A 17,899-nucleotide genomic window follows, 5' to 3' on the forward strand; every position below is an offset into this window, starting at 1 on the left:
TGCTTACTTGATGATCTTGGCCACCACGCCGGCGCCGACCGTGCGGCCGCCTTCGCGGATCGCGAAACGCAGGCCTTCGTCCATCGCCACCGGGTTGATCAGCGCCACCACCATCTTCACGTTGTCGCCCGGCATCACCATCTCCACGCCCTCGGGCAGGGTGACCGCACCGGTGATGTCCGTGGTCCGGAAGTAGAACTGCGGGCGGTAGCCCTTGAAGAACGGCGTGTGGCGGCCGCCTTCGTCCTTGCTCAAGACATACACCTCGGCTTCGAACTCGGTGTGCGGGGTGATGCTGCCCGGCTTGGCCAGCACCTGGCCGCGCTCGACGTCGTCACGCTTCGTGCCGCGCAGCAGCAGGCCCGCGTTGTCGCCCGCCTGGCCCTGGTCCAGCAGCTTGCGGAACATTTCCACGCCCGTGACCGTGGTCTTCTGGGTCGGGCGGATACCGACGATCTCGATTTCCTCGCCCACCTTGATCACGCCGCGCTCGATGCGGCCGGTCACCACCGTGCCGCGACCCGAAATCGAGAACACGTCCTCGACCGGCATCAGGAACGGCTTGTCGATGTCACGCTCCGGCTCCGGAATCCACGTGTCCAGCGCGTCCACCAGCTGCAGGATCGACGGCACGCCGATCTCCGACTGGTCGCCTTCCAGCGCCTTGAGCGCCGAACCCTTGATGATCGGGGTGTCGTCGCCCGGGAACTCGTACTTGGAGAGCAGCTCGCGCACTTCCATCTCCACCAGCTCCATCAGCTCGGCGTCGTCCACCATGTCCGCCTTGTTCAGGTAGACCACGATGTACGGCACGCCCACCTGGCGCGCCAGCAGGATGTGCTCGCGCGTCTGCGGCATCGGGCCGTCCGCGGCCGAGCACACCAGGATCGCGCCGTCCATCTGCGCCGCACCGGTGATCATGTTCTTCACGTAGTCGGCGTGGCCCGGGCAGTCCACGTGCGCGTAGTGGCGCGTCGGGGACTCGTATTCCACGTGCGAGGTCGAAATCGTGATGCCACGCGCCTTCTCTTCCGGCGCCATGTCGATCTGGTCGTAGGCCTTGAACTCGCCGCCGAAACGCTCCGCGCCGATCTTCGTCAGCGCCGCCGTCAGCGTCGTCTTCCCGTGGTCCACGTGACCGATCGTGCCCACGTTCACGTGGGGCTTGGTGCGCTCGAACTTACCCTTGGCCATTGCCTTGACTCCGTAATTCGTGATTGTTGATTGCCAGCCTGCGGCTGTCGTGAATCGTCTGGTGATTCGCGGAAGCCGGGTTCCATGCCTTCATGGATCCCGGCTCGCGGATCATCCCTTCTTGGTGACCGTCTCGGCGATGTTCGCCGGCGCTTCCGCGTAGTGGTCGAACTCCATCGTGAACGTGGCGCGGCCCTGCGACATCGAACGCAGGCTCGTCGCATAGCCGAACATCTCGCCCAGCGGCAGCATCGCGTTGATGATCTTGCCCGACGGGCTGTCGTCCTGGCCCTGCAGGATGCCGCGACGACGACTGACGTCGCCCATCACGTCGCCGAGGTAATCCTCGGGGGTGACGATCTCCACCTTCATGATCGGCTCGAGCAGGACCGGGCTGGCCTTGCCGAAACCTTCCTTGAAGCCCATGGAGCCGGCGATCTTGAACGCCATTTCCGACGAGTCGACCTCGTGGTATGAGCCGTCGTACAGCTTCACCTTGACGTCGACGATCGGATAGCCGGCGAGGATGCCGTTGGCAACCGCTTCCTGGATGCCCTTGTCGACGGCCGGGATGTATTCCTTCGGCACCACGCCGCCGACGATCGCGTTCTCGAACTCGTAACCCTTGCCCTGCTCGTTCGGCGAGATCTCGAGCCAGACATGGCCGAACTGGCCCTTGCCGCCCGACTGGCGCACGAACTTGCCTTCGGCCTTGACCGTCTTGCGGATGGTCTCGCGGTAGGCCACCTGCGGCTTGCCGACGTTGGCTTCGACGTTGAACTCGCGCTTCATGCGGTCGACGAGGATGTCCAGGTGCAGTTCGCCCATGCCGGCGATGATGGTCTGGCCGGATTCCTCGTCGGTCCGCACGCGGAACGACGGATCTTCCTGCGCCAGGCGACCGAGCGCGATGCCCATCTTCTCCTGGTCGGACTTGGTCTTCGGCTCGACCGCCATCGAGATGACGGGCTCGGGGAACACCATGCGCTCGAGGGTGATGATGTGGTCCTGCGCGCACAGCGTGTCGCCGGTGGTCACGTCCTTCAGGCCGACGGCCGCGGCGATGTCACCGGCGCGCACTTCCTTGATCTCGTTGCGATCGTTGGAGTGCATCTGCAGGATGCGGCCCACGCGCTCCTTCTTCGACTTGACCGGGTTGTAGACCTGGTCGCCGGAATTGAGCACGCCCGAGTAGACGCGGAAGAACGTCAGCGAACCAACGAACGGGTCGGTCATGATCTTGAACGCGAGCGCGGAGAACGGCTCGCTGTCCAGCGCCTTGCGGCTGTCTTCCTTCTCGTCGTCGTCGATGCCCTGCACCGGCGGACGGTCGGACGGCGACGGCAGCAGGTGCACGACGCCGTCGAGCATGGCCTGCACGCCCTTGTTCTTGAACGCGGTGCCGCAGAAGACCGGCACGATCTCGACCTTCAGGGTGCGCTCGCGCAGGCCGGCGATGATCTCGTCCTCGGTCAGCTCGCCGCCTTCCAGGTACTTGTCCATCAGCGCTTCGTTGGCTTCGGCCGCGGCCTCGATCATGAACGAGCGCGCCGCAGTGGCCTTCTCGAGCAGTTCGGCGGGGATCTCGCCGTACTCGAACACGGTGCCCTGGGACTCGGTGTCCCAGTGGATGCGCTTCATCTTGAGCAGGTCGATGACGCCGTCGAAGTCGTCCTCGGCGCCAACCGGCACCTGCATCGGCACGGCGTACGCGCCCAGGCGCGAGCGCAGCTGTTCGACGACCTTGTCGAAGTTGGCGCCGGTGCGATCCATCTTGTTGACGAACGCGAGGCGCGGCACCTGGTACTTGTTGGCCTGGCGCCAGACGGTCTCGGACTGCGGCTGCACGCCGCCGACCGCGCACAGCACGAACACCGCGCCGTCGAGCACGCGCAGCGAACGCTCGACTTCGATCGTGAAGTCGACGTGCCCGGGGGTGTCGATGATGTTGAAGCGATGCTGCTGCATCGACTTGTCCATCCCGCTCCAGAACGCGGTGGTCGCGGCGGAGGTGATGGTGATGCCGCGCTCCTGCTCCTGCTCCATCCAGTCCATCGTCGCCGAACCGTCGTGGGTTTCGCCCAGCTTGTGGTTGACGCCGGTGTAGAACAGGATGCGCTCGGACGTGGTGGTCTTGCCGGCATCGATGTGGGCCATGATGCCGAAGTTGCGGTAACGGTCGATGGGAGTGGTGCGAGCCACGGCGATTCTCGTAATAATTGCCCGTTGAAACCAGGGCCGGAAATGGCCGGACGCCGCCTCGCGGCGGCTTCCGGATTCGTCATGCGGCCCGGAGCGATACCGGGTCGCGGGTCGGCATCCGCGCGCATGCGCAGCGGGTGCCGGGTGCGGGTGCCGTCTCCGGCCCCCTGCGGCGCACATCCGTGCGCCGCCTCAGCTATCTCACCAGCGGTAGTGCGCGAACGCCTTGTTCGCTTCCGCCATGCGGTGGGTTTCCTCGCGCTTCTTGATGGCGCCGCCACGGTTCTCGGAGGCGTCGATCAGTTCGGCGGCCAGCTTGCGCGGCATGCTGTTCTCGCCGCGCTTGCGGGCGGAGTCGATCAGCCAGCGCATCGCCAGCGCCATGCGGCGCGACTGGCGCACCTCGACCGGCACCTGGTAGGTGGCGCCGCCGACGCGGCGGGACTTCACCTCGACCGACGGCGAAATGTTGCCCAGCGCCTTCTCGACGACTTCCAGCGGGTTCGGGTTCTTCTCGCCGATCACGTCCATGGCGCCGTAGACGATCTTCTCGGCCACCGACTTCTTGCCGCTGTACATGACCATGTTGATGAAGCGCGCGATGGTCTCGCTGCCGTGCTTCGGGTCGGGCAGCACCGAACGCTGCGGGGTGTTTCCTTTACGCGACATAGCTGTGTTCGCCTATCTCAAATGCGTTTGGTTGAAAGTGCGGCCATGCATGGATGGCCGCGCTTGCCTTTCCGGACAGGGATGCCCGGAATGATCAGCTCTTCGGACGCTTGGCGCCGTACTTGGAGCGGCTCTTGCGACGCTTGGTCACGCCGGCGGCGTCGAGCGAACCGCGCACGGTGTGGTAGCGCACGCCAGGCAGGTCCTTGACGCGGCCGCCGCGAATCAGCACCACCGAGTGCTCCTGCAGGTTGTGGCCTTCGCCGCCGATGTACGAAATGACCTCGTAACCGTTGGTCAGGCGCACCTTGGCCACCTTGCGCAGGGCCGAGTTCGGCTTCTTCGGGGTGGTGGTGTAGACGCGGGTGCAAACCCCGCGACGCTGCGGGCAGTTCACCAGCGCGGGCGAATTGCTCTTGTAGGTCTCGGGGTTGCGCGCCTTGCGCACCAGCTGGTTGATCGTTGCCATCGGTCTCGGGTCTGTGATCGGGCCTGGGCCCTGTCGTGAAAACGAAGGCAGGCGGAGTGACCCCGGCCTGCCAGACGGAAAAGTATAGCTGGCGCGGACGCCAGGCGTCAACGCAAGCCAGACCCGGCCCGGACCATCCGCCCGTCTGGGCGGCGGCCTGGGCCTGCGGTCGAGATCCCGCCCATCCTGGGCCGAACACGAGGTGCTTCCATGACACCTCATTTCGTGATCTGGTGGGCCCCGGAGGGCCCGGCGACCCCATTCACGGGGTCGCCACTAGCGGTGAATCAGGTGTTGTCGGACGCTTCGTCGGCCATCACTTCACCGACTTCGGCAGCCGCCTCGCCGGCGATCGCGCCGGACAGGGCTTCCATTTCGGAGTCGGTCAGGCCGGAGGCGTTCTTGCGGCGCTGCGTATGGTACGCCAGGCCGGTGCCGGCGGGAATCAGGCGCCCGACGATCACGTTCTCCTTCAGCCCGCGCAGGCCGTCGCGGGTACCGCGCACGGCGGCCTCGGTCAGCACGCGGGTGGTTTCCTGGAACGAGGCCGCGGAGATGAACGACTCGGTTGCCAGCGAGGCCTTGGTGATGCCCAGCAGGACCGGTTCGAACTTCGCCGGCAGCTCGCCCTTGGCTTCCAGCCTGGCGTTGTCCTCGAGCACGCGCTGGCGCTCGGCCTGCTCGCCGTGCAGGAAGCGGCTGTCGCCCTGGTCGGTGATCTCGACCTTGCGCAGCATCTGGCGAACGATCACCTCGATGTGCTTGTCGTTGATCTTCACGCCCTGCAGGCGGTAGACGTCCTGGATTTCCTTGGTCAGGTACACGGCCAGCGGCTCCACGCCCAGCAGGCGCAGGATGTCCTGCGGGCTCGGCTCACCGTCCACCACGGTCTCGCCCTTCTCCACGTGCTCGCCTTCGAACACGATGATCTGGCGGTACTTGGGGATCAGCTCCTCGTGCTCGTCGCCGTCGGGGCCGCGGATGATCAGGCGCTGCTTGCCCTTGGTGTCCTTGCCGAAGCTGACCACGCCCGACTTCTCGGCCAGGATCGCCTGGTCCTTGGGCTTGCGGGCCTCGAACAGGTCGGCCACGCGTGGCAGGCCGCCGGTGATGTCGCGGGTCTTGGAGGCTTCCTGCGGCACCTTGGTGACCACGTCGCCGACGCCGACCGGGGCACCGTCCTGCAGGTTCACGATCGAGCGCGGCGGCAGCAGGTACTGCGCCGGCAGGTCGGTCCCGGGGATGGTGAGATCGTCGCCCTTCTTGTCGACGATGCGCACGATCGGGCGCAGGTCCTTGCCCTGCGAGCCGCGACGCTTGGGATCGGTGATCTCGCGCGAGGCCAGGCCGGTCAGGTCGTCGGTCTTCTCGATCACGGTCACGCCGTCGATGAAGTCGACGAAGCGGATGAAACCGGCGACTTCCGACACGATCGGATGGTTATGCGGATCCCAGTGAGCGACCGACTGCCCGGCCTTGACCGCGGCCCCGTCCTTGACGTCGATGGTCGCGCCGTAGGGCAGCTTGTAGCGCTCGCGCTCGCGGCCGTAGGCGTCAAGCACCGACAGCTCGCCCGAACGCGACACCGCGACCAGGTGGCCGTCGGCATGCGAGACGTGCTTGAGGTTGTTGAACTTGATCGAACCGGTGGTCTTGACCGTCACGTTGTCGATCGCCGCCGCACGCGACGCCGCGCCACCGATGTGGAACGTCCGCATGGTCAGCTGGGTGCCCGGCTCGCCGATCGACTGCGCGGCCACCACGCCCACGGCCTCGCCATGGTTGACGATGTGGCCGCGGCCCAGGTCGCGGCCGTAGCAGAACGCGCAGACGCCGAACGAGGATTCGCAGGTGATCGTCGAGCGCACCTTGATCGACTGCACGCCGGCGTCCTCGAGCTTGCGCACCCAGGATTCGTCGAGCAGCGTGTTGCGGGTGACGATCGGATCCTCATCTTCGCCCGGCACGAACACGTCCTCGGCCACGATGCGGCCCAGCACGCGGTCGCGCAGCGGTTCGACCACGTCGCCGCCTTCGACGATCGGGGTCATGGTGAGGCCGCCAAGCGTGCCGCAGTCGTCCTCGGTGATCACCACGTCCTGCGCCACGTCGACCAGTCGCCGGGTCAGGTAACCGGAGTTCGCCGTCTTCAACGCCGTATCCGCCAGGCCCTTTCGTGCGCCGTGGGTCGAGATGAAGTACTGCAGGACGTTGAGGCCTTCGCGGAAGTTCGCGGTGATCGGCGTCTCGATGATCGAGCCGTCCGGCCGCGCCATCAGGCCGCGCATGCCGGCCAGCTGGCGGATCTGCGCCTGCGAACCACGCGCGCCGGAGTCGGCCATGATGTAGACCGAGTTCATCGACTTCTGCGCGACCTGCTCGCCCTTGGCGTTGGTCACCATCTCGGTACCGATGGTCTTCATCATTTCCTGGGCGACGCGCTCGTTGGTGCGCGACCAGATGTCGACCACCTTGTTGTAGCGCTCGCCGGCGGTGACCAGGCCCGACTGGTACTGCTGCTGGATCTCCACGACCTCGGCCTCGGCCTCGTCGAGGATGCCCTTCTTGGTGTCGGGGATGATCATGTCGTCGATGCCGATCGAGACGCCGGCACGCGTGGCATACGCGAAGCCGGTGTACATCAGCTGGTCGGCGAACACGACCGTGTCCTTCAGCCCGAGCAGGCGGTAGCAGGAGTTGATCAGGCGGCTGATGTTCTTCTTGGTCAGCTCGGTGTTGGCCAGCGCGAACGGCAGGCCTTCGGGCAGGATCTCGACCAGCAGCGCGCGGCCGACCGTGGTGTCCACGATCGAGGTCTTCTTCTGCTTGTTGCCCTCCTCGTCGGTCACGGTCTCGGTGATGCGCACCTTGACCTTGGCGTGCAGGCCGGCGGCCTTGTTGTCGAACGCGCGCTTCACCTCGGCGACGTTGGCGAACACCATGCCCTCGCCCTGGGTGTTCTCAAGCGCGCGGGTCATGTAGTACAGGCCCAGCACGACGTCCTGCGACGGCACGATGATCGGCTCGCCGTTGGCCGGCGACAGGATGTTGTTGGACGCCATCATCAGCGCGCGCGCTTCAAGCTGCGCTTCCAGCGACAGCGGCACGTGCACGGCCATCTGGTCGCCGTCGAAGTCGGCGTTGAACGCGGTGCAGACCAGCGGGTGCAGCTGGATCGCCTTGCCCTCGATCAGCACCGGCTCGAACGCCTGGATGCCGAGGCGGTGCAGGGTCGGGGCGCGGTTGAGCAGCACCGGGTGCTCGCGGATCACCTCTTCCAGGATGTCCCACACCTCGGCCTCTTCGCGCTCGACCAGCTTCTTGGCGGCCTTGATCGTCGTGGCCAGGCCGCGGCGCTGCAGCTTGGCGAAGATGAAGGGCTTGAACAGTTCCAGCGCCATCTTCTTCGGCAGGCCGCACTCGTGCAGGCGCAGGGTCGGGCCGACCACGATGACCGAACGGCCCGAGTAGTCGACGCGCTTGCCGAGCAGGTTCTGGCGGAAGCGGCCCTGCTTGCCCTTGATCATGTCGGCCAGCGACTTGAGCGGGCGCTTGTTGGTGCCGGTGATGGCGCGGCCGCGGCGGCCGTTGTCCATCAGCGCGTCCACCGATTCCTGCAGCATGCGCTTCTCGTTGCGCACGATGATGTCGGGCGCGTTGAGCTCAAGCAGGCGGCGCAGGCGATTGTTGCGGTTGATGACGCGGCGGTACAGGTCGTTGAGGTCGGAGGTCGCGAAGCGGCCGCCGTCCAGCGGCACCAGCGGACGCAGGTCCGGCGGCAGCACCGGCAGCACGGTCATGACCATCCACTCGGGGCGGTTGCCCGACTCGAGGAAGGCTTCGACCAGCTTGATGCGCTTGGTCAGGCGCTTGAGCTTGGTCTCCGAACCGGTGGCGGCGACCTCTTCCTTCAGGTGCACCATCTCGGCCTGCAGGTCGATCGTGCGCAGCAGGTCGAACACCGCCTCGGCGCCCATCGCGGCGTCGAAGTCGTCGCCATGTTCCTGGCGCATCTGCATGAACTGCTCTTCGTTGAGCAACTGGCCGCGCTCGAGCGGGGTCAGGCCCGGCTCGGTGACGACGAACGCCTCGAAGTACAGGATGCGCTCGATGTCGCGCAGGGTCATGTCCAGCATCAGGCCGATGCGGCTGGGCAGCGACTTGAGGAACCAGATGTGCGCGACCGGGCTGGCCAGGTCGATGTGGCCCATGCGCTCGCGGCGCACCTTGGCCAGGGTCACTTCGGTGCCGCACTTCTCGCAGACCACGCCGCGGTGCTTCATGCGCTTGTACTTGCCGCACAGGCACTCGTAGTCCTTGATCGGCCCGAAGATGGCGGCGCAGAACAGGCCGTCGCGCTCGGGCTTGAAGGTGCGGTAGTTGATGGTCTCGGGCTTCTTCACTTCGCCGTAGGACCACGAGCGGATCAGGTCCGGCGAGGCCAGCGCGATCTTGATCGCGTCGAAGTCGAGCGCCGGGCGCTGCTGGTTGAACAGGTTCAGAAGGTCTTTCATTTGGATTCTCCAGGAGCGGAAAGAGGGGAACAGGGGGCCGGGATCCGGGGTCTGGGGGCTGAAAAGCGCGAATCGCTGCTCTTAGCCCCTGGTCCCCGGTTCCCAGACCCTCAGTGCTCTTCCAACTCCATGTTGATGGCCAGCGAGCGGATTTCCTTGACCAGCACGTTGAACGACTCGGGCATGCCCGCGACCATTTCGTGTTCGCCGTCGACGATGTTCTTGTACATCTGGTTGCGGCCCTGCACGTCGTCGGACTTCACCGTCAGCATTTCCTGCAGGGTGTAGGCCGCGCCGTAGGCTTCCAGCGCCCAGACTTCCATCTCGCCGAAGCGCTGGCCGCCGAACTGCGCCTTGCCGCCCAGCGGCTGCTGGGTGACCAGCGAGTACGGGCCGGTGGAACGCGCGTGCATCTTGTCGTCGACCAGGTGGTTGAGCTTGAGCATGTGCATGTAGCCCACCGTGACCTTGCGCTCGAACGGCTCGCCGGTGCGGCCGTCGTAGAGCTGGGTCTGGCCGCTGGTCGGCAGATCGGCGAGTTCGAGCATCTTCTTGATCTCGAGCTCGGTCGCGCCGTCGAACACCGGGGTGGCCATCGGCACGCCGTCGGTCAGGTTGTGCGCGAGCGTCAGCAGCTCCTCGTCGGAGAACTGCTTCAGGTCGACGCGCTGGCCGTGCAGCTTGTTGTCGTGGTTGTAGATCTGGTCGAGGAAGCTGCGCAGCTCGGCCACCTTGGCCTGCGCCTGCAGCATGCGGTCGATCTTCTGGCCCAGGCCCTTCGCGGCCCAGCCCAGGTGCACCTCGAGGATCTGGCCGATGTTCATTCGGCTCGGCACGCCCAGCGGGTTGAGCACGATGTCCACGGTCTCGCCGTTGGCCATGTGCGGCATGTCCTGCACCGGCACGATGGTCGACACCACGCCCTTGTTGCCGTGGCGGCCGGCCATCTTGTCGCCCGGCTGGATGCGGCGCTTCACCGCCAGGTATACCTTGACCATCTTCAGCACGCCCGGAGCGAGGTCGTCGCCCTGGGTGATCTTGCCGCGCTTGTCCTGGAAGCGGCGCTCGAACTCCTTCTGGTGCGCCTCGATCTGCATCTGCGCGCGCTCGATCGCGTCGGACGCGTCCTCGTCCTTCATCCGAAGGTTGAACCATTCCTTCTTCGGCAGGCCGTCGAGCACGAGGCTGCTGACCGTCTCGCCCTTCTTCAGGCCGGCGCCGCCATTGGCCACCTTGCCCAGCAGCTGCGAACGCAGGCGCGCGTAGATCGCGCTTTCGAGGATCCGGAACTGGTCGTCGAAGTCCTTCTTGACGTGCTTGATCTCGCTTTCTTCGATCTGCTTGGCGCGCTTGTCCTTCTCGATGCCGTCGCGGGTGAAGACCTGGACGTCGATGACCACGCCGTCCATGCCCGGGGGCACGCGCAGCGAGCTGTCCTTCACGTCGGACGCCTTCTCGCCGAAGATCGCGCGCAGCAGCTTCTCTTCCGGGGTCAGCTGGCTCTCGCCCTTCGGCGTGACCTTGCCGACCAGGATGTCGCCGGCGCGCACTTCGGCGCCGATGTACACCACGCCCGACTCGTCGAGGCGGTTCAATGCCTGCTCCGAGACGTTCGGGATGTCGGCCGAGATCTCCTCCGGCCCGAGCTTGGTGTCACGCGCCTGGACGGTGAGTTCCTCGATGTGGATCGTGGTGTAGCGATCCTCCATCACCACCCGCTCGGAGAGCAGGATCGAGTCCTCGAAGTTGTAGCCGTTCCACGGCATGAACGCGACCAGCATGTTCTGGCCCAGCGCCAGCTCGCCGATGTCGGTCGACGGGCCGTCGGCCAGCACGTCGCCGCGCGCGACCACGTCGCCCACGTTGACCAGCGGGGTCTGGTTGATGCAGGTGTTCTGGTTGGAGCGCGTGTACTTGATCAGGTTGTAGATGTCGACGCCGGCATCGTGCTCGCCGGAGATCTCGTCTTCATTGGCCTTGACCACGATGCGGCCGGCGTCGATCTGCTCGATCACGCCGCCGCGGCGCGCGTTCACCGTCACGCCCGAGTCGCGCGCCACGGCGCGCTCGATGCCGGTGCCGACCAGCGGTTTCTGCGAACGCAGCGTCGGCACGGCCTGGCGTTGCATGTTGGCGCCCATCAGCGCGCGGTTGGCGTCGTCGTGCTCCAGGAACGGCACCAGCGCCGCGGCGACCGACACGGTCTGCATCGGCGAGACGTCCATGAAGTCCACCTCGGACGGCGGCTTGAGCAGCGACTCGCCCTGGTAGCGGCAGTCGACGAACTGGGCGTTCATGACACCCTTGTCGTCCTGCGGCGCATTGGCCTGGGCGATGACGTACTCGTTCTCCTCAATCGCCGACAGGTACTCGATCTCGTCGGTGACCTTGCTGTCCACGACCTTGCGGTACGGGGTCTCGAGGAAGCCGTACTTGTTGGTGCGCGCGAACACGGCGAGCGAGTTGATCAGGCCGATGTTCGGGCCTTCCGGCGTCTCGATGGTGCAGACGCGGCCGTAGTGGGTCGGATGCACGTCGCGCACTTCGAAGCCGGCGCGCTCGCGGGTCAGGCCGCCCGGCCCGAGCGCGGAAACGCGGCGCTTGTGGGTGACTTCCGACAGCGGGTTGTTCTGGTCCATGAACTGCGACAGCTGCGACGAACCGAAGAACTCCTTCACCGCCGCCGCGACCGGCTTGGCGTTGATCAGTTCCTGCGGGGTCAGGCCATCGGCCTCGGCCATGGTCAGGCGCTCGCGCACCGCGCGCTCGACGCGCACCAGGCCCACGCGGAACACGTTCTCGGCCATCTCGCCGACCGAACGCACGCGGCGGTTGCCGAGGTGGTCGATGTCGTCCACGGTGCCGCGGCCGTTGCGGATCTCGGTCAGCACCTTGATCACGTCGAGGATGTCGGACATGTCGCCGTACTCCTCGCGCATCCGCACCGAATCCTCGTCCTTGCGCTCGGAGAAGTAGCGTGCGTCGTACAGGATCGGGGCGCCAAGGACTTCCTTGCGGCCGATGCGGCGGTTGAACTTCATCCGGCCGACCGTCGACAGGTCGTAGCGCTCGAAGGTGAAGAACAGGTTGTGGAACAGGTTCTGCGCGGCGTCCTTGGTCGGCGGCTCGCCGGGACGCATCATGCGGTAGATCTCGACCAGCGCCTCGAGCTGGGTCTTGGTGCTGTCGATGCGCAGGGTGTTGGACAGGTAGGCGCCGCGATCGAGGTCGTTGACCCAGATCGTGCCGATGCCGTCGATGCCGGCCTTGCGGAACTTCTCCAGCGTCTCTTCGGTGATCTCGTCGTTGGCGGTGGCCAGCAGTTCGCCGGTCTCGGCCTCGATCACGTCGTGCGACAGGATGCGGCCGACCAGATAGCTGTCCGGGACCGCCAGCGCGGCGATGCCCGAATCGGCGAGCTGCTTCACGTGGCGCGCGGTGACGCGCTTGCCGGCCTCGACGATGACGTGGTCGCCATCGGCCAGGTCGAAGTCCAGGGTCTCGCCGCGCAGGCGCTCGGGCACCAGCGCCAGCTGCACGCCCTCTTCCGGGTCGATGTGGAAGGTGTTGATCTCGAAGAACTCGTTCAACATCTCTTCGTTGCTGTAGCCCAGCGCGCGCAGCAGCACGCTGACCGGCAGCTTGCGGCGGCGGTCGATGCGGGTGAACAGCGCGTCCTTCGGGTCGAACTCGAAGTCCAGCCACGAGCCGCGATACGGGATCACGCGGGCCGAGAACAGCAGCTTGCCGGACGAATGGGTCTTGCCGCGGTCGTGGTCAAAGAACACGCCCGGCGAGCGGTGCAGCTGGGAAACGATGACGCGCTCGGTGCCGTTGACGATGAAGGTGCCGTTGTCGGTCATGAGCGGGATCTCGCCCATGTAGACCTCCTGCTCCTTCACGTACTTGATGGCCTTGCTCGACGATTCGCGGTCGTAGATCACCAGGCGCACGGTGACGCGCAGCGGCGCGCCGTAGCTCATGCCGCGCTGGCGGCATTCGCGCTCGTCGAACGCCGGCTCGCCGAGCTTGTAGCCGACGTATTCGAGGGCCGCGTAGCCGTTGTAGCTGACGATCGGGAACACCGACTTGAGGGCGGCGTGCAGGCCGCGGTCGGCGCGCTTGGCCGGATCGGCGTCGGCCTGCAGGAACTCGCGGTACGAGTCGACCTGGATGGCGAGAAGGAACGGCACTTCAAGGATGGAACCGCGCTTGCCGAAGTCCTTGCGGATGCGCTTCTTCTCGGTGAACGAATAGTTCGACTGGTGCGAGGATGTCGTCATGGGGAGCAACCACCTGTGGTCATCTGCGGGGCGCGCGTCCGCGGCCCTGGTTGAACCGGCAATGCCGGTCCGGGGGAAAATCGCCAGTGGGAAGTCGCTGGTATTGCCGGCACCAGCACGCCTTCTCCCGCTACTTCCGACTGTCGACTCGATGTAGCCGGGATCGGGGATTCGAGATTGGGGATTGGTAGAAGCGAGTACTGCCCTTGCTTTTACGAATCCCGGATCCCTACTCCCGGATCACGGCCTTTGTAGGAACGGCCAAAGGCCGGGGGCTTTCGCCCCCAGCCTTGGTGGTCGCCTCGAAACGCAGGCGACGCGACAACGCTTACTTGACTTCGACCGTGGCGCCGGCCGCTTCCAGGTCCTTCTTGAACTTGGCGGCGTCGTCCTTCGACACGCCTTCCTTGATCGTGCCACCGGCTTCGGTCAGGTCCTTGGCTTCCTTCAGGCCCAGGCCGGTGATCGCGCGGACCACCTTGATGACCTCGACCTTCTTGTCGCCGGCGGACTTCAGGGAGACCGTGAACTCGGTCTGCTCTTCAGCCGGGGCGGCAGCGCCAGCTGCCGGGCCAGCGGCAACGGCCACCGGGGCGGCGGCGGAAACGCCGAACTTTTCTTCCATCGCCTTGACCAGCTCCATCACCTCGACGAGGGTCTTGCTGCTGATCGCTTCGATGATCTGCTCGTTGGAAAGGGACATCGTCATTACCTCTGTTATCTAAAGTTGGAAACAGCTATCGATTTTGGAAACTCGTAAACCGAACTGATCGCGGATCGCGCCCGAAGGCGCTGCTCCTGCCTGGACTCAGGCCGCCTTCTGCTGGCCGACCGCGTTGGTGACGCGGGCAACCTGTACGGCCGGCTCGGAGAGCAGGCGCACCAGCATGGTGGCGGGCTGGACCATGACGCTGAGCAGCATCGACAACGCCTGGTCGCGGGTCGGCAGCGACGCCAGGACATCCACATGGGAGCCCGGGTACATCTGCCCGCCCAGCGAAACAAGGCGCGGCTTCAGCTTGTCGTTCGTCTTGGCGAACTCCTTGATCAGGCGTCCGGCGGCACCGGGGTCTTCCTGCGAGAAGGCGTACAGCAGAGGGCCGGTCAGCGCGTCCTTGACGACGGCGTAATCGGTGTTCTCCACTGCGCGCGAGACGAGCGTGTTCTTGGCAACTTTCAAGAACACGCCTTCCTGGCGCGCCTTCTTGCGCATGTCGGTCAGCTGGGCGACCGTCAAACCTACGTACTCCGCGGCGACCAGCGAGTGCGCGGAACCCGCGACCTGCGCCAGTTCGGCAACGACTTCCTGCTTCTGGGTCAGATTGAGAGCCATTGCATTACCTCAAGAGCCGGGATTCGTGACCGGGCATTCGGGATTCGGCCTGGAAAAACAACCGATCTCGAAGCCGGCACGCGGGTCCCGGCGGTTTCATCACCGCCCCCAACCTGCAGGGGCGGACCAGGCGGCATCGTTGGCGCGATGCCGGGAAGCCTCGCGGCTTCCGGTCGGTGGCCGTTTCCAGAACTTCCGGAGGGTCGGCAACCATCTACGCAGGCCCTTTCATGCTTTCGCACTCCGGGATTAAGCGGTCTTCGCGGACAGCGACGGCGACTCCATGCCATGACAAGCTTCCCTGCCCGTCGTCGCTGCTGCTCGGACCGCGCCTGCGGTCTTTGACGGCTTCGCGTTCGGCTTGCGCCCTGGCGATGCCCTCAAAATCCAACTGGATGCCGGACTCGAGCCCGGCACCTTCAAACGTCATCCCCGCGGCGGCGGGGACCCGGTGATCCTCGCTTTCGAGGCCACTGGCAATGAATCAATGCCAACATCGCCGGTTTCCCGCTTTCGCGGGGACGATGCACCGGCAAGGGCGCTCACGCGTTGCGCGAGCGCCGATGCCTCACTTCAGCGACAGCGACGACTGGTCGACGGCAACGCCGGGGCCCATCGTCGAGCTGATCGAGATCTTCTGCAGGTAGGCGCCCTTGGCGGTGGCCGGCTTGGCCTTGACCAGGTCGATCAGCAGCGCCTGCAGGTTCTCCTTCAGCTTTTCGGCTTCGAAGTCGGCCTTGCCGATCGTGCAGTGGATGATGCCGGCCTTGTCGGTGCGGTAGCGGACCTGGCCACCCTTGGCGTTCTTGACCGCCTCGCCCGGGTTCGGCGACACGGTGCCGACCTTCGGGTTGGGCATCAGGCCGCGCGGGCCCAGCAGCGTGCCGAGCTTGCCGACGACGCGCATGGCATCCGGGGTGGCGATCACGACGTCATAGCTCAAGTCGCCGCCCTGCATCTTCTCGGCCAGATCGTCCATGCCGACCGCGTCGGCGCCGGCAGCCAGGGCCTCGTCGGCCTTGGCGCCCGCCGGGGCGAACACCGCCACGCGCACGCTCTTGCCGGTGCCGGCCGGCAGCACGGTCGAACCGCGCACCTGCTGGTCCGACTTCTTGGCGTCCACGCCGAGGCGCACGGCCACGTCGACCGCTTCAACGAACTTGGTCTTGCTGTTGTCCCTGACGATCTTCAGCGCTTCATCGATCGGGTAGCTCTTGCCCGGGATGACGGCGGCCAGGATGGCCTTCTGTCGCTTGGTCTGTGCCATGGTCTCAGCCCTCCACCGTCAGGCCCATCGAACGGGCCGAGCCCGCGATGGTGCGCACTGCTGCATCGAGATCCGCCGCGGTCAGGTCGGGTTCCTTCGCCTTGGCGATCTCCTCGAGCTGCTTGCGGGTGACCTTGCCCACCTTCTCGGTGTTGGGGCGCTTGGAACCGGACTGCACGCCCGACGCCTTCTTCAGCAGGATCGTCGCGGGCGGCGTCTTGGTGATGAAGGTGAAGGTACGGTCCGAGTACGCGGTGATCACGCAGGGAATCGGCAGGCCCGGCTCCAGCTTCTGCGTGGCGGCGTTGAACGCCTTGCAGAACTCCATGATGTTCAGGCCGCGCTGGCCCAGCGCAGGACCGACCGGCGGCGACGGGTTCGCCTGGCCTGCCTTGACCTGCAGTTTGATGTAACCGACGACTTTCTTTGCCACTGTCTTGACTCCTCGGGTTCAGACGCCTGCACGCCTTGCGGCTGCGGGGCTCCCCGTTTGGTTGTGAACAAGGGATTGGGGACTCGGGATCGGGGATTCGCGAAAGCCCGAGTGCTTTTCCGAATCCCCGATCCCGAATCCCGAATCCCGCCTCCTCAGGCCTTCTCCACCTGGCCGAACTCCAGCTCGACCGGGGTCGAACGCCCGAAAATCAGCACCGCCACGCGCAGGCGGCTCTTCTCGTAATTGACTTCCTCGACCACGCCGTTGAAGTCGTTGAACGGACCATCGGTGACGCGGACCATCTGGCCGGATTCGAACAGCACCTTCGGGCGCGGCTTCTCGACGCCTTCCTGCACGCGGTCGAGGATCGCGGCGGCCTCTTCATCGCGGATCGGCAGCGGCTTGTCGGCGGTGCCGCCGATGAAGCCCATCACCTTGGGCGTTTCCTTGATCAGGTGCCAGCTCTCGCTGTCGATGCGCGGGATGCCGCTGTCGTCGGTGGTCGCGATCTGCACCAGCACGTAACCGGGGAAGAACTTGCGCTCGGAACGGCGCTTCTGGCCGGAGCGCATCTCAACGACTTCCTCGGTCGGCACCAGGACGTCGCCGAAACGGTCTTCCATGCCGGTGCGCACGATGCGGTCACGCAGCGCCTGGGCCACGGTCTTCTCGAAACCCGAGTAGGCGTGCACCACGTACCAGCGCTTGTTCACGTCCGGCTTGTTCACGTCCGGCTTGCTGTCTTCCGCTTTGTTGTCTTGCATTTCCATCGAACTGGCGACTCCTAGTGCCCGAGCAGGAGCTTGATGCCCCATTGAACGATCGCGTCGAAGCCCGCCATGATCAGGCTGATCACGACCACCACGGCGGCCACGACCCAGGTCAGGCGGGTGGCTTCCTGCCGTGTCGGCCAGACCACCTTGCGCAGCTCGAAACGCGACTCCGCCAGGAACTCGCGGGTCTCGCGCCCCTTGGCGCTGAACATGAACAGCACCAGCGCTGCCACCAGGCCACCCACGACCGCGGTGATGCGCAGCGTGGTCGACCACTGGCCGTCGAACCAGTAGAAGGCGAACACGCCGCCCACCACGAGCAGCACGGCAACCGCGTACATCGCGACATCGGCCGTGGACGCTGCCTTGGATTGTTCGACTCGACTGTTCACGAAATTCCTGATTGCCCTGTGGATGGGACCCGCACGCGGCAGGCGCTGCTTCCCGCGAACGAGTCCGCAGATGGCGCGCCAGGTAGGACTCGAACCTACAACCTGCGGTTTTGGAGACCGCTGCTCTGCCAGTTGAGCTACTGACGCGTGGAGTGTCCGCGACTGCTGCGACGCACGTTCTTGAACACTTTTGAAACGGCGAAGGCGGGACGAGGATCAGACAACAATCCGCGGCCCGCCGTTCGCGTTTCCGGCGGACGGGCCGCCAGGCTTGCTTACTTGATGATCTTGGCCACCACGCCGGCGCCGACCGTGCGGCCGCCTTCGCGGATCGCGAAACGCAGGCCTTCGTCCATCGCCACCGGGT

General features: G+C 65.7%; 13 protein-coding genes and 1 tRNA gene. All 14 read right to left on the minus strand.

Annotation, left to right across the window (positions count from 1 at the left end):
- Positions 1-3: 3 nt before the first annotated feature.
- Positions 4-1,194 (minus strand): elongation factor Tu, encoded by a 1,191-nt coding sequence (gene tuf, locus H570_RS0100005; protein WP_027078971.1) that lies wholly within the window; start codon positions 1,192-1,194, stop codon positions 4-6.
- A 111-nt stretch (positions 1,195-1,305) separates the two neighbouring features.
- Positions 1,306-3,396: an elongation factor G gene (fusA, locus tag H570_RS0100010; protein ID WP_027078972.1), complete on the minus strand. Its 2,091-nt coding sequence runs from the start codon at positions 3,394-3,396 to the stop codon at positions 1,306-1,308.
- 201 nt (positions 3,397-3,597) lie between these two features.
- Positions 3,598-4,065, minus strand: a complete 468-nt coding sequence (rpsG, locus tag H570_RS0100015) for a 30S ribosomal protein S7 (RefSeq protein WP_027078973.1) — start codon at positions 4,063-4,065, stop codon at positions 3,598-3,600.
- A 94-nt stretch (positions 4,066-4,159) separates the two neighbouring features.
- On the minus strand, positions 4,160-4,534 hold the full coding sequence (gene rpsL / locus H570_RS0100020; RefSeq protein ID WP_027078974.1) for a 30S ribosomal protein S12: 375 nt from the start codon (positions 4,532-4,534) through the stop codon (positions 4,160-4,162).
- Between the two features lie 287 nt (positions 4,535-4,821).
- Positions 4,822-9,048: a DNA-directed RNA polymerase subunit beta' gene (rpoC, locus tag H570_RS0100025; protein WP_027078975.1), complete on the minus strand. Its 4,227-nt coding sequence runs from the start codon at positions 9,046-9,048 to the stop codon at positions 4,822-4,824.
- A 110-nt stretch (positions 9,049-9,158) separates the two neighbouring features.
- A complete protein-coding gene (rpoB, locus tag H570_RS0100030) occupies positions 9,159-13,331 on the minus strand; it encodes a DNA-directed RNA polymerase subunit beta (protein WP_036134442.1) in 4,173 nt (1,390 codons plus the stop codon).
- 328 nt (positions 13,332-13,659) lie between these two features.
- Entirely contained in the window at positions 13,660-14,034 is a 375-nt protein-coding gene (gene rplL / locus H570_RS0100035; protein WP_027078977.1) for a 50S ribosomal protein L7/L12, read from the minus strand.
- 105 nt (positions 14,035-14,139) lie between these two features.
- Positions 14,140-14,664: a 50S ribosomal protein L10 gene (gene rplJ, locus H570_RS15605; RefSeq protein WP_036134446.1), complete on the minus strand. Its 525-nt coding sequence runs from the start codon at positions 14,662-14,664 to the stop codon at positions 14,140-14,142.
- A gap of 568 nt (positions 14,665-15,232) precedes the next feature.
- Complete coding sequence (rplA, locus tag H570_RS0100050; RefSeq protein WP_027078979.1) at positions 15,233-15,931, minus strand: 50S ribosomal protein L1; 699 nt, start codon at positions 15,929-15,931, stop codon at positions 15,233-15,235.
- Between the two features lie 4 nt (positions 15,932-15,935).
- Positions 15,936-16,364, minus strand: a complete 429-nt coding sequence (gene rplK / locus H570_RS0100055) for a 50S ribosomal protein L11 (RefSeq protein ID WP_027078980.1) — start codon at positions 16,362-16,364, stop codon at positions 15,936-15,938.
- Between the two features lie 155 nt (positions 16,365-16,519).
- Positions 16,520-17,131: a transcription termination/antitermination protein NusG gene (gene nusG, locus H570_RS0100060; RefSeq protein WP_051175920.1), complete on the minus strand. Its 612-nt coding sequence runs from the start codon at positions 17,129-17,131 to the stop codon at positions 16,520-16,522.
- 20 nt (positions 17,132-17,151) lie between these two features.
- Entirely contained in the window at positions 17,152-17,532 is a 381-nt protein-coding gene (gene secE / locus H570_RS0100065; RefSeq protein WP_027078982.1) for a preprotein translocase subunit SecE, read from the minus strand.
- A gap of 71 nt (positions 17,533-17,603) precedes the next feature.
- Positions 17,604-17,679 (minus strand) — tRNA-Trp (locus tag H570_RS0100070).
- Positions 17,680-17,807: 128 nt separating this feature from the next.
- Positions 17,808-17,899, minus strand: a 92-nt coding sequence (locus H570_RS19480; protein ID WP_017169743.1) for an EF-Tu C-terminal domain-related protein, incomplete at its 5' end; no start/stop codon positions are given.

This window comes from Luteimonas mephitis DSM 12574, from assembly GCF_000422305.1.
GTDB lineage: Bacteria > Pseudomonadota > Gammaproteobacteria > Xanthomonadales > Xanthomonadaceae > Luteimonas > Luteimonas mephitis.